The 13,970-nt window shown below is 68.6% G+C and carries 13 protein-coding genes; 1 reads left to right on the top strand and 12 read right to left on the bottom strand.

The genetic code is table 11. From position 1 onward, the window contains the following. Positions 1-14 precede the first annotated feature (14 nt). Both AC57B8_RS18545 and AC57B8_RS18550 read right to left on the bottom strand, forming a co-directional pair. Positions 15-1,025: an autoinducer 2 ABC transporter substrate-binding protein gene (locus tag AC57B8_RS18545; protein WP_496480373.1), complete on the bottom strand. Its 1,011-nt coding sequence runs from the start codon at positions 1,023-1,025 to the stop codon at positions 15-17. 94 nt (positions 1,026-1,119) lie between these two features. After that, a complete protein-coding gene (locus AC57B8_RS18550; RefSeq protein ID WP_495272052.1) occupies positions 1,120-2,109 on the bottom strand; it encodes an ABC transporter permease subunit in 990 nt (329 codons plus the stop codon). Positions 2,110-2,405: 296 nt separating this feature from the next. Between AC57B8_RS18550 and AC57B8_RS18555 the strand changes: the two genes are divergently transcribed. After that, on the top strand, positions 2,406-2,807 hold the full coding sequence (locus tag AC57B8_RS18555; protein WP_307696960.1) for a hypothetical protein: 402 nt from the start codon (positions 2,406-2,408) through the stop codon (positions 2,805-2,807). On the opposite strand, the gene AC57B8_RS18560 is transcribed toward AC57B8_RS18555, so the two are convergent. From AC57B8_RS18560 to AC57B8_RS18605, 10 genes are read right to left on the bottom strand one after another with little or no spacing between them, the layout of a single operon-like run. After that, complete coding sequence (locus tag AC57B8_RS18560; RefSeq protein WP_496480374.1) at positions 2,770-3,489, bottom strand: EthD domain-containing protein; 720 nt, start codon at positions 3,487-3,489, stop codon at positions 2,770-2,772. The genes AC57B8_RS18555 and AC57B8_RS18560 overlap by 38 nt on opposite strands. After that, positions 3,486-4,670 carry an NADH:flavin oxidoreductase/NADH oxidase gene (locus AC57B8_RS18565; protein WP_496480375.1) on the bottom strand — a complete coding sequence of 395 codons (1,185 nt, stop codon included), beginning with the start codon at positions 4,668-4,670 and terminating at the stop codon, positions 3,486-3,488. Before AC57B8_RS18565 ends, AC57B8_RS18560 begins: the two co-directional genes overlap by 4 nt. A 9-nt stretch (positions 4,671-4,679) precedes the next feature. After that, positions 4,680-5,603 (bottom strand): DMT family transporter, encoded by a 924-nt coding sequence (locus AC57B8_RS18570; protein ID WP_496480376.1) that lies wholly within the window; start codon positions 5,601-5,603, stop codon positions 4,680-4,682. Position 5,604: 1 nt separating this feature from the next. Further along, positions 5,605-6,573 (bottom strand): MBL fold metallo-hydrolase, encoded by a 969-nt coding sequence (locus tag AC57B8_RS18575; RefSeq protein WP_496480377.1) that lies wholly within the window; start codon positions 6,571-6,573, stop codon positions 5,605-5,607. A gap of 28 nt (positions 6,574-6,601) precedes the next feature. Continuing rightward, the gene (locus AC57B8_RS18580) at positions 6,602-7,312 is read right to left on the bottom strand and encodes an ATP-binding cassette domain-containing protein (RefSeq protein ID WP_492730914.1); all 711 of its coding nucleotides are present in this window, start codon (positions 7,310-7,312) and stop codon (positions 6,602-6,604) included. 20 nt (positions 7,313-7,332) lie between these two features. Further along, positions 7,333-9,114 (bottom strand): branched-chain amino acid ABC transporter ATP-binding protein/permease, encoded by a 1,782-nt coding sequence (locus AC57B8_RS18585; RefSeq protein WP_496480378.1) that lies wholly within the window; start codon positions 9,112-9,114, stop codon positions 7,333-7,335. Next, the gene (locus AC57B8_RS18590) at positions 9,111-10,034 is read right to left on the bottom strand and encodes a branched-chain amino acid ABC transporter permease (RefSeq protein ID WP_062469725.1); all 924 of its coding nucleotides are present in this window, start codon (positions 10,032-10,034) and stop codon (positions 9,111-9,113) included. The genes AC57B8_RS18585 and AC57B8_RS18590 overlap by 4 nt, the downstream gene beginning before the upstream one ends. A gap of 56 nt (positions 10,035-10,090) precedes the next feature. Continuing rightward, the gene (locus tag AC57B8_RS18595; RefSeq protein WP_062469728.1) at positions 10,091-11,290 is read right to left on the bottom strand and encodes an ABC transporter substrate-binding protein; all 1,200 of its coding nucleotides are present in this window, start codon (positions 11,288-11,290) and stop codon (positions 10,091-10,093) included. A gap of 60 nt (positions 11,291-11,350) precedes the next feature. Beyond that, positions 11,351-12,127: a glucose 1-dehydrogenase gene (locus tag AC57B8_RS18600; RefSeq protein ID WP_495262346.1), complete on the bottom strand. Its 777-nt coding sequence runs from the start codon at positions 12,125-12,127 to the stop codon at positions 11,351-11,353. Between the two features lie 34 nt (positions 12,128-12,161). Next, on the bottom strand, positions 12,162-13,916 hold the full coding sequence (locus AC57B8_RS18605) for an FAD-dependent oxidoreductase (RefSeq protein WP_496480379.1): 1,755 nt from the start codon (positions 13,914-13,916) through the stop codon (positions 12,162-12,164). Positions 13,917-13,970 lie beyond the last annotated feature (54 nt).

Raw genomic sequence — 13,970 nt, forward strand, 5'->3', positions numbered from 1 at the left:
CGGAGCCAGGGGCCTCAGAACGGGTATTGCTTGTAGTTGCTCTTGTCGACGTCGACCCAGGCCTGGCCGCGGACAATGACGCCGCGCCCCGGACCCTTGGTCACCTGGACCTTCTCGTAGCCCTTGACGCCCAGGTCCATGCCGATTTCAGGGCTCTTGCCGTCGAGCAGCAGCTTGGCCATCTTGTTCATGACGATGCCGGCGTCCTTCGGGTCCCAGAAGGAAATGCCCGTGATGGCGCCGGACTCCAGGAGCTTGGCGGCCTCCCCGGGCAAGCCGGTGCCGTAGACGCACACCTTGCCCTGCAGCCCCGCCTCTTCCACCGCGCGGCCGATGCCCAGGACGTCGAGCGACGACGAACCCTGGAAGCCTTTGAGGTCGGGGTACTTGCGCAACAGCTCCTTGGTCTTCTCGTAGGCCTTGGTCGCGTCGTTGAACGATTCGTTCTTGGCGGCGACGAGTTGCAGGCCCGCGTATTTCTTCGATGCGTTCGCGGCACCGGCATTGGCCCACTGCACGTGCGACTGGCTGCCCAGCGAGCCGACGAAGGAAGTCCACTTGCCGCTTTTCTTCATGCATTCGGCCATGCGGTCGTTCAGGCGCGCGCCGTAGTCGGCGTTGTCGAAGGCCTCGATGTCGATCTGCGTGTTCTTCTGGTTGTCGGCTTCGTGCGTGACCACCTTGATGCCCTTGTCCATGGCGCGCTTGAGCACCGGCTCGAGCGTCGGGGGGTCGAAGGGCACGACCGCGATCGCACTGACGTTCTTGGCCACGAGGTCCTCGATCACGCGCAACTGCTGCGCGGCGTCGGCCTGGCCGGGCCCTGCCTGCAGCGTCTTGACGCCGGCATTGGCGGAGCCGAACGCCTTCACCCCTTCTTCCATGCGGTTGAACCAGCTGATGCCGGTGATCTTCACCACGGTGGCGATGGTCTGCTCCTGGGCTTGCGCCTGCGCCGCTCCCGCGGCCATGGCCACCACGCCCACTCCCAGCGTGCATCGGATCAGTTTCTTCGTGCTCTTCATCGTTGATGTCTCCTTGAATGCCCCCCTGTCGATACACGTGCCCGGCACAAGAGGGGATTGCGCCAAAGCCTTCAGTGAATGAACGCCCCCGGGGTCAGCCCCGGGGCCGCAGCCAGTGCCTGATTTCGAAACGCGACGACGCCAGGAAGAGCAGCAGCATCAGTCCCCAGGCGCAGTCGCGGAAAAAGCTGGAGATCCCCACCAGGTTGAATGCGCTCGACAGGACCTGCAGCGCCGTGGCGGAAAAGAAGAGGCAGGTCATGCGGCCGTACCCGCCGGAAGGCCTCACGCCGGCCATCACGGCGATCAGGATGGTGATGAGCAGGTACGACCCACCGTAGTCCCACTTCACGCTCGCGGTGCGCGATGCGATGAGCACGCCCGCCAGCGCGGCCAGCACGCTGCTGAGGATGTAGGTGCTCAGGAGGACCCGCGTGGGAGAGATGCCGGCATAGCGCGCCGCCTTCGGGTTCGTGCCCATCAGGTACAGCCGGACGCCGTAGGCGCTGCGGCCGAGGACCAGTCCCAGCAGCAGCGTGGCCGCGAAAAAGAGGACGAAGCCGATGGGAATGCCGAGCACCGTGTCGTTGCCGATGGCTGACAGCGGCTCCACGTAGCCGAGCCGCATGGCGGAGCCGTTGGTCAGGACCACGGCGATGCCCGTGAACAGCAGCTGGGTGCCCAGCGTGGCCAGGATCGGCGTGAGGCCCAGGCGGGCAATGAGCAGTCCGTTGAACGCCCCGCCGACGACACCCGTGACCAGGGCCACGGCGGCGAAGAGCACGGTGAACAGGACCGGCGCGTCGTCGGGCGATACGAACTGCGGCGCCACCAGCGCCCCGACCACGCCGGCGAGATTGGCCATCGCGGCGCCCGACAGGTCGATGCCCCCGTTGCCGGAAATCATCGTGAGCATGACGCCGATGGCCAGCAGGCCGATCTCGGGCAGCTGGCTGGCCATCGACTGGAGGTTGTCCGTGCTGGCGAACTGCCCGCCGGACCAGACGGTCGCGCCCGCGATCACCAGGAGGTTCACAAGCAGCAGGAACGACAGCTGCGGGTCGCGAGGCAGGCCGAACTTCATGATCTGGCGGTGGCACAGGGCGCGAGGCCTGCGACGGCAAAAGGGTTGGAGTGGGTGTTTTGCACAATCGATTGTGCAATTGCAGGAAATCGTATCGAGCGCGAACTTGCCAGTCATCAGGGTTTACCTCAGGCGACCCTGCGCGCACGAATCCTCCCGGTGCCAGGCGTACGCCCCGCCCCGCGCAGCGACGAGATTTCAATCGACGACCCGACGGCGCGCCGGACTACTTTTGGATGCACCGCGTAACGGCATGCTGTCCTTCGTAGCAAGAGACAAGCAACAGGGGGCAAGCGATGAACAAGACCGAGGCCTTGGCGGCCATGGTGGAAGTGGCCCGGATCGGGCGCGGCATGACGCCCGCCGATGCACTCACGCAGCTGGGCGAGCTGATCGCGCAGGAGTCGCCGGACGATCCGGCGCATGACGTGAAGGTCGAAAAGCTGCTGCGCCTCGGCGCCTGCATCTGGTCGTTGCGGCGCGGGGTGTTCCTGCCCGAGCCGCCCGGGCGCAGCGACGAAGCGGAGGCTGCGCCGGTGCAGCGGCCCCGCGAGATCGCGCCCATCGGCACGGTGCCCGCGCGCGCATCGCACCCCGTCTCCCACCACCCGGTGATCCCGGCCCTGAGCACGTCGGTGCACTACGGGCTCGCGACGGCCTTCACACCACCCGAAACTCCTCCACCACAAAGGCCGTGATCTCCGCCAGGAAGGTCTTGGCGTGCGCCATGGTGCGCTGGCCTTCGGGCGAGGCGAACGCGGCGTTCAGCGTGTCGGTGTTCTCGAACCACAGTTCCACGATGCCGTCGATCGGCAGCTCGGCGTAGCCGCAGGGCGTGCCCTTCTCGAACTCGCGCGCGACCACCACGTTCTGGCGGTAACCGGCCACGCCGGGCATGTGGCGCACGTGGTCGGCGTGCACCTTCCATTCGCGGCGGAAGTCTTCTTCCGACTGCGCGACCGGGCGTCGCAGGGTCGAGATGCGCTTGAGCATCGCCGGCCCCGCCGGCGATGCAGGCGACGGCGGCGCGATGACCTCGGTCTGCTCGACCGTCACGATGTGCAGCCCGCCTAGAAAGTGGCGCTCGTCGGCGCGGATCTCTGCCGCCAGCTCACCGGTGTTGAAGGCCGCATCGGCCTGCGCCGCCGCATCGAACTGCAGCTGCGAGAAACCATCGAAGTCCCACGGTCCGCGCGCGAAGTCGATGCCGCGCTGCAACCGGTCGGTCACGCGGTTCTGGCGGTAGGCGCGCAGCGTGGGCAGCCGCGCGACGAGCGGGCCGTGGCGTTCGCGCCAGTGGCGGCTGAAGGCCTCGTCGGTCCAGCCGGGCTGCTTGCGGATCAGGCCCATGCGCAGGGTCGTGGTCGTGGGGTCGGTCATCGGTCAGTTTCCTTGTGGGGTTGCGCGTTCTGCGCTTCGGCGCGCGCACGCGCCAGGCCGGGCGCACGCTTGGCGAGCCACACGCCGTGGCGCACGGGCCAGCGCTGGTACTGCGGGTCGGCGCCGAGCGCGGCGGCCGCGTGGTGCGGCCAGTAGGGGTCGAACAGGGCTTCACGGCCGAGCGCGACGAGATCGGCCTGCCCGGCGGCGAGCACGGCCTCGGCCTGTTGCGCGTCGACGATCATTCCGACGGCCTGCGTGACCACGCCGGCCTCGCGCCGGATGCGTTCAGAGAACGGCACCTGGAAGCCCAGGCCGCGCGGCACGGGCAGCGCGCGCGTCTCTTCAGTGAGGCCGCCCGAGGAGCAGTCGATCACGTCGACGCCGCAGCGCTTCAGCTCGCGCGCGAGCACCACCGAGTCGTCGAGACTCCAGCCGTCGAGCGTGCCGTCCACGGCCGAGAGGCGGCAGAACAGCGGCTTGCCGGCGGGCCATGCGGCGCGCACGCGCTGCGCGATTTCCAGCGCGAGCGACATGCGGTTCTCGCGGCTGCCGCCGAGCGCGTCGTCGCGGTGGTTGGCGTTGGGCGACAGGAAGCTCGCCACCAGGTAGCCGTGGCCGAAGTGCAGCTCGACCACGTCGAAGCCGGCCTGGTCGGCGCGCACGGTGGCATCGACAAAGCGCTGCACGACCTCGGCCATGTCGGCGGCATCGAGCGCGCGCGGCGCCGACCAGCCGGGGCCGGCGGCGAGCGCGCTGGGGCCCAGGCGCTCCCAGGGTTCGTCGTCGGCCGCCATGCGCGCCGGGTCGATGGCCGCCCCACCCTCCCACAGCGGCTCGCTGCCGGCCTTGCGGCCCGCGTGCGCCAGCTGCACGCCGATGGCGCTGCCTTGCGCGTGGACGAAATCGACCACGGCCTTCAGCGGCGCGATCTGGCTGTCGTTCCACAGGCCGAGGTCGGCGGTGCCGATGCGCCCGCGCGGATCGACGGCGGTGCTCTCGGTGAGGATCAGGCCCGCGCCGCCGAGCGCGAACTTGCCCAGGTGCACCAGGTGCCACGGCGTGGCATGGCCGCGCTCGGCGGCGTGCTGGCACATGGGCGAGATGACGATGCGGTTGGCCAGCGTGAGCTCGCGCAGCTGCAAGGGCTGGAACAGCAGGGGAAGAGAAGAATCAGGCATGTGAAGGAATCAAGGGGCCGGCGCAGCCACCGGCCGCGTGCCGAGCCAGGTGCCGCTCATCACCGCCGCAAAGCCGAACAGGTGCCACCACGTGAGCACTTCGCCCAGCAGCAGCGCCGCGAACAGCACGCCGAACACCGGCACCCAGTAGAGAAAGACGGCCGTGCGCGCCACGCCGATGACGGAGATCGCACGGTTCCAGATGAGGTTGCCCGCGGCGGTGGCCGCGATGCCCGAGAACAGCACGAGCGCCCACGGCCACAGGCCGGGAAAGAGCTGCGCCGTGCCCAGCCGCGATGGCCCGAGCAGGGTGTGCACCACGAGCATGAACGTGCCGATGAGGTAGATGACCCAGCTGATCGACAGCGGATCGACCTGCCGCGCCAGCCGCTGCACGCCCACGCCGCCGACCGCGAAGCTCACCACCGACAGCGCGAGCATCAGGTCGCCGATGCCGGCGCTCGACAGCCCCGCGCCCGGGTGGCTCAGCACCACCGCCGCCACGCCCGCGAAGCCCAGCGCCACGCCCACCATGCGGCGCGCCGTGAAGCGCTCGCCGAAGACCAGCGCGGCCATCAGCGCCGACACCAGCGGGCTCAGCGCCATGATGAGCGCGCCGTTGGTGGCGGTGGAGCGCAGCAGCCCCTGCGCGAACAGGATCTGGTTGCCGTAGACCATGAGGAACGCACAGCCCGCCATCACCGCGAGCTGCCGCGCCGTGAGCCGGGGCACGCCACCGCGCCGCCACAGCACGATGGCGCTGAGCGCGACGCACGCCACGCCCATGCGCAGCGCCGCCAGCGGCAGCGTCTCGAAGGACGCGGTGAGCGCCTTCACGGCCGAGACGTTCACGCCCCACACCAGCATCGCGAGCAGCATCCAGCCCTGCACGGACGCGGGCGTGGCGCCGTGCGAAGGCGCGGGTTGGCTCACCTCAGCTTTCGAGGGCGTTCCACATTTCGATGTCGCGCTCCGCGGTCCAGATGCGCGGATGCACATGGCCGGTGGCTTCGTCGTAGGCACGGGTCACGTCGAAGGGCATGCAGTGGTCGAAGATGACCCAGTGGCCGTAGGTCGGGCGCAGCGCGGCCACGGTTTCCTTGTAGATCACGTTGAGCGACTTGCCCTCGGCCACGCCGTTGTTCACCAGCGTGTAGACGTCGGAGATGAAGGCGCGCGTGGAGGCGATGGCCTTGCGCACGTCGGCGGCGTTTTCCAGTGCGGCGCCGCGGCCGGGCACCAGCTTCTCGAAACCGAAGCCGGCCAGGCGATCCAGCGTTGTGGGCCAGTCGCGGAAGTAGCAGTCGCCCGCGTAGGCGGTGCTCTGGTATTCGACGAGGTCGCCGGCGAAGCAGATCTTCTGGTCTTCGAGGTAGGCGATGGTGTCGCCCTTGGTGTGGCCGCGGCCGACCTGCACGATCTTCACTTCGAGCTTCTTGCCGAGCCACACGCTCATGGTGCCGTCGAAGGTCATGGTGGGCCAGGTGAGGCCAGCGGGCACCGACTCGACGTTGCGGAACAGGCGCGGGAAGCGGCCGATCTCGCTGGCCTTGTCCTGCTCGCCGCGCTCGACGATCAGGTCGTAGGTGTCGCGGCTGGCCAGGATCTGCTCGGCACCTTCCTTGAAGTACGCCGACGCGCCCAGCACGCGCACCGCGTGGTAGTGGCTCAGCAGCACGTACTTGATGGGCAGCGGCGTGACTTCGCGGATGCGGCGGATCACGTCCTGCGCCATCGCGGGCGTGGCCTGGGTGTCGACCACCATCACGGTCTCGTCGCCGATGAAGACGCCGGTGTTGGGGTCGCCCTCGGCGGTGTAGGCGTAGGCGTTCTCCGAGAGGCGGGTGAACGAGACCTTCTTTTCTTCGAGGTCGGCCTGGCTGGCGAATTTCTTGGTGGTCATGGGAGTTCCTTTGATGTGAGCGGTGAATTCAATGCGTGCCGAGGTACGCCGACTTCACCTTGGGGTTGTCGAGCAGCTCGCGGCCGGAGCCTTCGAGCGTGATGCAGCCGGTTTCGAGCACGTAGGCGCGGTCGGCCACGCCCAGCGCCTGCTTGGCCATCTGTTCCACCAGCAGGATCGTGAGACCCGAGCTGCGCAGCTGACGGATGGCGTCGAAGATGTCCTTGATGATGAGCGGCGCCAGGCCCAGCGAGGGCTCGTCGAGCAGCAGCAGGCGCGGCTCGCTCATGAGCGCGCGCGCAATCGCGAGCATCTGCTGTTCGCCGCCCGACAGCGTGCCGGACAGTTGATGCGCGCGTTCCTTCAAGCGCGGAAAGCGCGCGAACTCGCGTTCGATGGCGCGCTCCACGAAGGCCTTGTCGCTGCGGCGCGAGTAGGCGCCGAGCATCAGGTTCTCGCGCACGGTCTGGTCGGGAAACACGCCGCGCCCCTCGGGCGACAGCGCCACGCCCAGGCCCACGCGCTGGTGCGCGGGCACGTGCGTGCAGTCCTTGCCGTCGATGAGCACGCGGCCTTCGGCCACGGGCTCCAGCCCGACGATGCTCTTGAGCAGCGTGCTCTTGCCGGCGCCGTTGGCGCCGATGATGGTGACGACCTCGCCCGCGCGCACTTCCAGGCTCACGCCCTTGACGGCCTCGATGGCGCCGTACGAGACCTTCACCGATTCGATTTTCAACATGATGGTTTCGGTCCTCTGGCTCAGGCGGGCACGGCGGCCATGTCTTCTTCGTCGTCCACGCCCAGGTAGGCCTCGACCACGCGCGGGTTCGACTGCACCTCGGCGGGCTTGCCTTCGGCGATCTTCACGCCGTAGTCGAGCACGATCACGTGGTCGGAGATCGACATCACCAGGTCCATGTGGTGCTCCACCATCAGGATGGACACGCCGCACTTGCCGATGCGCACCAGCAGTTCGCCGAGCTCGGCGGTTTCCTGCGGGTTGAGGCCGGCGGCGGGCTCGTCGAGCAGCAGCAGCTGCGGCTCGGTGGCCAGCGCGCGCGCCAGTTCCACGCGGCGCTGCAGGCCGTAGGGCAGGCTGCCGGCGGGCCAGTGCGCCAGGTGGCCCAGGCCCACGAGGTCGAGCAGCTGCAGCGCGCGCTCGCGCGTGGCGCGCTCCTGCTTGCCGGCCGTGGGCCAGGCCACGAGCGACGACAGGAAGCCGTTGCTCATGCGGCTGTGCCGCCCGAGCATCACGTTGTCGAGCACCGAGAGGTCGGCGAACAGGCGCAGGTTCTGGAAGGTGCGGCCCATGCCCAGGCAGCAGATGGTGTGCGCCGGCTGGCCCACGATGTTGCGGCCCAGGAAGCGGATCACGCCCGCGTCGGGTTCGACCACGCCGGTGAGCATGTTGATCATGGTGCTCTTGCCGGCGCCGTTCGGGCCGATGAGCGCATGGATGTGGCCGCGCTGCAGGCGGAACGACACGTCCTGCGCGGGCCTCACGCCGCCGTACGACTTGGTCACGCCCTGCACCACCAGCAGCTCGCCTTCGCCGCCGGGACCGATCCGGCCCGGCACGCCGTTGCCGGCCGCCCCTTCGCCGCGGTGGCGCGACTTCAGGAACCACTTGTTGAACAGGCCCACCACGCCGCCCGGCATCACGTACAGCGCGAACAGCAGCAAAAAGCCGTACAGGAAGTGCTGCGCCGAGGGCCAGCGCGCGAGCAGCGCGTCGGTCGCCGTGAGCAGCACCGCACCCACGATGGGGCCGTACATCGAGCCCGCGCCGCCGAACAGCACCAAGAGCAGGATGAAGATCGACAGGTGGAAGGTGATGAAGTCGGAGTTGATGTACTGGTTCTGCTGCGCCACGAGCGCGCCCGCGATGCCGCAGGTGACGGCCGCGACCACGAAGGCCATGACCTTGGCGCGGTACACGCGCACGCCCACCGACGACGAGGCGATCTCGTCCGCCTGCAGCGACAGCAGCGCGCGGCCGAAACGGCCCTGCAGCAGGTTGCGCAGCAACAGGTGCAGCGCGGCGCTGAGCACGATGCCCAGGATCACCCATTGCACGCTGCTCAGTGGCTGGCCGTTCCAGGTCAGCGGGCGGATGCCGTAGATGCCCTGCGCGCCGCCGAACACGTCGGTCCATTCGCCCACGAGCTTCTCGACCACGATGCCGAAGGCCAGCGTGACCATCGCGAGGTACGGGCCCTTCACGCGCAGCGAAGGCAGCGCAATGAGCACGCCGCACACGCCCGAGACAACGGCCGCGATCACCAGCGCGAGCCAGGGGCTCAGCTCGGTGCGCGAGGTGATGAGCGCGACCGCATACGCGCCGGCCGCGAACAGGCCGGCCTGGCCCAGCGATTTCTGGCCTGCATAGCCGACCAGCACGTTCATGCCGGCGGCGCACAGGTAGTAGACGCACATCATGAAGGCGATGCGCAGGTAGTAGTCGTTGCCGGACAGCGAGACCAGGCCGCACAGCACGGCCGCCACCAGCACCACGGCGGCGGGATGGGCAAGGCGCTTCATACCTTCTCCACCGTCGAGCGACCGAACAGGCCCGTGGGCCGGAAGGCCAGCACCAGGATCACGAGCGCGAACACCGCGACCTCGCGCCACTGCGCCTGCCACAGGTTCACCATCGACTCGAGCACGCCCAGCAAAAAGCCGCCGATGACGCAGCCGCGCGGGTTGCTCAGCCCGCCGATCATGGCGCCCGAGAAGCCCTTGAGCCCCACAGTCAGCCCCATGAAGAGCGAGGCCTGCGCGATGGGCGCGAGCAGGAAGCCCGACAGCCCCGCCAGCGCCGAGCTGACGACAAAGGCGCCGATCATCATGGCGTTGGTGTTGATGCCCATGAGGCTGGCGACGTTGCCGTTCTGCGCCACGGCGCGCATGGCCTTGCCGATCATGGTGCGGTTCATCACGCGGTCGAAGCCGATCATCACGACCACGGCCACGCCGAGCGTCAGCAGTTCCTGCGGGCGCACGCCCACGCCGAACATGCGGATCACGGTGTCACCCACGGGCGCGGGCACCACCACGGGCTTCGGGCCCCAGATGGCCAGGCCCACGCTCTGCAGGATCACGCCGAAACCCAGCGTGCTCATGACCCAGGCCATGCCCGGGCGGCCCGCGAACGGGCGCACGCCGAGCACGTAGAGCAGCCAGCCCAAGAGGCCCATCACGCCGAGCGCGGCGACCAGCGCGAACAGCTGCGCGCCCGCGCCGGGCACGGCGTCGCCGAAGGTGGTGGAACTGAGCGGCTTGCCCAGCACGAGGAACAGCGCGCTCATGCCGATGAACGCGCCGGCCGAGACGAACTCGCCGTGCGAGAAGTTCAGCGTCTTGGTCGTCGTGAACGTGATGCTGAATCCGAGCGCCACCAGCGCATAGGCACCGCCGACGGCGAGCCCGCTGATGAGCGCCTGCAGGAGCGCTTCAACCATGGTGTGTATCTCCGTTGCGGAACGGGGCGGTGCCCCGTTCCTTTTGTCTCAGACGTTTATTGCTTGAAGTCGGCCGGCTTGAGCGCACCGATCAGCGCGTCGCTGTAGGGCAGCAGCTTGCCGTCCTTCCAGCGGATCCAGACCAGGTCCTTGGCCGTCAGGGCTTCGTGGTTGGTCTTGCTGAAAGGCTTCTCGTAGGTCTTGAGCACGCCCTGCACCGGCGTCTTCAGGTCTTCGAGCGCCGCACGCACGGCCGCGCCGTCGGTGCTGTTGGCCTGCTTCATGGCCTGGGCCAGCAGCAGCACCGAGTCGTAGCCGTGCAGCGCGAACGAGAACGAGCCCGGCGCCTTCAGCTTGCTGCCGATGCGGTCGAACAGCTTCTGCTGCACGGGCGTTCGCGTTTCGCTCACGGTGCGCATGAAGATCGGCTTCTCGGCCAACGCCTTGCCGGCCGCGTCGTAGAAGGTGATGTTGTCGGCCGCCCACGACGTGAGCGTCAGCGGGAAGTAGTTGATCTTCTCCATGCTGCGCACCAGCTGCGCGATGGGCGTGCCCTGCGCCCACACCACCACGGTGTCGACGTTGGCAGCCTTCATCTTGCTCAGCTGCGAGGTCATGTCGGTGTCGCCGACGCCGAAGCGCTCGGTGGCCGCGATCTTGATGTCCTGCAGCTTGGCGATTTCTTCCATGTCCTTCAGGCCGCCCTGGCCGTAGCCGGTGGTCTCGGCCATGAGGCCCACGACCTTGGAGCCGGCCGTGTTGCGCTTCACGTAGGCCATGAGCGCGGCGACCTGTTCGCGGTCGACCATCGAGACGCGGAACATGTAGTTGTCGGCGCCCGCGCTCATGGGCTTGGTGATGTCGGTGCCCGAGCCCACGTTGCCCAGCACCGGAATCTTCTTCTGGTTGGCGATGTGCTTCCAGGCCATGGCGTTGCCCGAGTTGGTGGGGCCGAACACGGCGACGACCTTCTCGTTGTCGACCAGGTCGCTCATGTTCTGGATCGACTTCGGCGGCGCCGAGACGTCGTCGCGCGTGACCAGCGTGAACTTCCGTCCGAGCGCGCCGCCGGCGGCGTTCAGGTCGGCAATGGCCGCTTCCATGCCCAGCACCGCTGCCTGGCCGCTCTGCGCCGAGGGCGATGCCGAGAGGTCGCCGTTGTAGCCGAGCTTGATGTCTTGCGCGTAAGCCCCGGCACTGAACGCAGCGAAGGCGGCGGTCGCGAGCAGGGTCTTGTACAGACGGATCGTTTTCATTCTTTGTCTCCTAAGGGTTGACGGACGGGGAACGGGAAATCGAAAAGGAAGAGGCGTGGCTCAGACGGCGAGGAAGCCGCCGTCCACCGGCAGCGTGATGCCGGTGACGTAGCGCGACATGTCGCTGGCCAGGAAGATCACCGGGCCCACCAGGTCTTCGGTCTGGCCGACGCGGCCCAGGGGGATGCGCGTCATGAACGACTCGAGGCGCTGCGGGTTCTCGCGCGTGGCGGCGGTCATGGGCGTCTCGATCACGCCGGGTGCCAGTGCGTTCACGCGCACGCCGGCCGGCGCGAGCTCCTGCGCCAGCGACTGCGTGAGCATCTTGATGGCGCCCTTCGAGGGCGAGTAGCCCAGGCTCGCGGCCTGCCCCGCGTAGGCGGCGATGGAGGCGATGTTGATGATCGAGCCCTTCGTCTGCTTGAGCACGGGGATGAAGGCCAGCGTGGTGTTGAAGGTGCCGTGCACGTTCACGTCGATGGTCTTCTTCCAGTTGGCCGCGGCGTTCGGGCTGCTGGTGGTCTCGCGGATGATGATGCCGGCGTTGTTCACCAGCAGGTCGACATGGCCGACCTCTTGCGCCACGCGCGCGGCCAGCGCCTGGCAGGCCTCGGGCACGGTGACGTCGAGCACGAACGACCAGGCCTCGCCGCCTTCGTTGCGCACCAGCTGCGCGGTCTCGGCCACGGTGGCTTCGTTCATGTCGGTTACGACGACGCGCGCGCCCGCCTGGGCCAGGCCGAGCGCGAGCGCACGGCCGTTGCCCTGGCCGGCGCCGGTGATCAGCGCGAGGCGGCCTTCGAGCAGGCGCGGTGCGACGTGAGGAGGAAAGGGCATGGTCGGCTCCTTGGGTTGACTATCGGAACGGGGATCAGGCGCCGCGCGGCACGGCCACGGCTTCGCGCTGCTCGACGTGCAGGGGCGCGGCGGCTTCGGCCTGCGCGACCTGCAGGCCTGCGACGTAGCCGAAGGTGAGCGCCGGGCCGAGCGTGATGCCCGCGCCGGGGTAGTTGCCGCCCATCACGCTGGCCGCGTCGTTGCCGACGGCGTACAGGCCCTTGATCGGCTGGCGGTCGGCGTCGAGCACGCGCGTCTTCTCGTCGGTGACGAGGCCGGCGAAGGTGCCGATGTCGCCGATGACCAGCTTGATGGCGTAGTACGGGCCGTTTTCCAGCGGCGCCACGCAGGGGTTCGGCGTGACGTTGGCGTCGCCCTGGTAGCGGTTGTAAGCCTTGCTGCCCTTGCCGAAGGCGGGGTCGTCGCCGGTGCGCGCGCCCTGGTTGAACTCCTGCACGGTGGCTTCGAGCGCGGCGGGGGCGATGCCGATTTCTTTCGCCAGCTCGCCGATGCTCGCGCCGCGCTTGAGGTAGCCGGTCTTCAGGTGGCGGCCGATGGGCAGCGGCGCAGGCGCGACGCAGCCCAGGCCGTAGTCGCGCAGCGCCTTGTGGTCGCACAGCAGCCAGGCCGTGACCTCGGGCTCGCCCTCGCAGGCCTTGACCATCGCCTGCACGAAGTCGTGGTACGAGTTGCCTTCGTTGGCAAAGCGCTTGCCCTTGGGCGTGACCGCGATCACGCCGGGCTTGGCGCGGTCGATGAAGTGCGGCATGACGCCCTTGCTGCCGTCGGGGCGCGTGGTGACCGAGGCCGGCACCCACGCCGCGGCGTGCGGGATGGTGCCGTCGACGCGGCCGCCCACGGCTTCGGCCAGGCGCAGGCCGTCGCCGGTGTTCGTGGAAGGCGACGGCGAGTAGTGCTCCTTGCCGGTGGGTGCGTGCGGGAACAGTTGCTTGCGGCGCTCCACGTCGTAGGGGAAACCGCCACAAGCCAGCACCACGCCGCGCCTGGCAGTGATGCGCACCGTCTTGCCTTCGTGCTGCACCACGGCGCCCGAGACGCCGTCGTACTCGACCACGAGCTTCTTCACGGGCGACGAGAGCCACACGGGAATGTCCAGGTCCATCGCGGCCTTGGCCAGGCGGCCGGCCAGCGCATTGCCGTTGGTCAGCGTCATGCCGCGGCCGTGGCGCACCACGTCCAGGAAGTGCCGGGTCAGGCGCTTGGTGACGTACCAGAACGAGGTCGGCGACTTGAAGGCCCGCATGAAGTGTTTGATCTCGGGGCCCGAGCCCAACATCATTCCGAACACCGTGAGCTCGGGCAGCGGCGGCGCCAGGTGCTTGATGCGCGCACCGAGCTCGCGGCCGTCGAACGGGCGCGTGACCATCGAACGCCCGCCGGGCTGGCCGCCGGGCGCTTCGGCGTGGTAGTCGGGGAAGACAGCCGGCATGTCGAACTGCACGCAGGTCTGGCGCGTGAAGAAGTCGATGGCCTTGGGGCCCATGTCGAGAAAAGCACCGACGCGCGCCGCATCGAAGTGCGTCGTGGTCTCGTGCTTCATGTAGTCGAGCGCCGCGCCGGGCGGCTCATGGATGCCCTGCTCGGTGGCCAGGCGCGTGCCCGGAATCCACAGCCAGCCGCCCGAGCGCGCGGTGGTGCCGCCGAAGCGCGGCTCTTTCTCGACCACCAGCACCTTCAAACCCTGCGACGCCGCCGTGACGGCGGTGGCCATGCCCGACGCGCCGCTGCCGACGACGAGGACATCGCATTCCCACGTGTTCTGTTCCATCTCTGCCTCTGTTCGCTCTCGTGTTGTGTGTACGACTTAAGTTGCGGCGGAGTG

Source organism: Variovorax sp. BGA-UO-ETr-C22 (genome assembly GCF_059567965.1).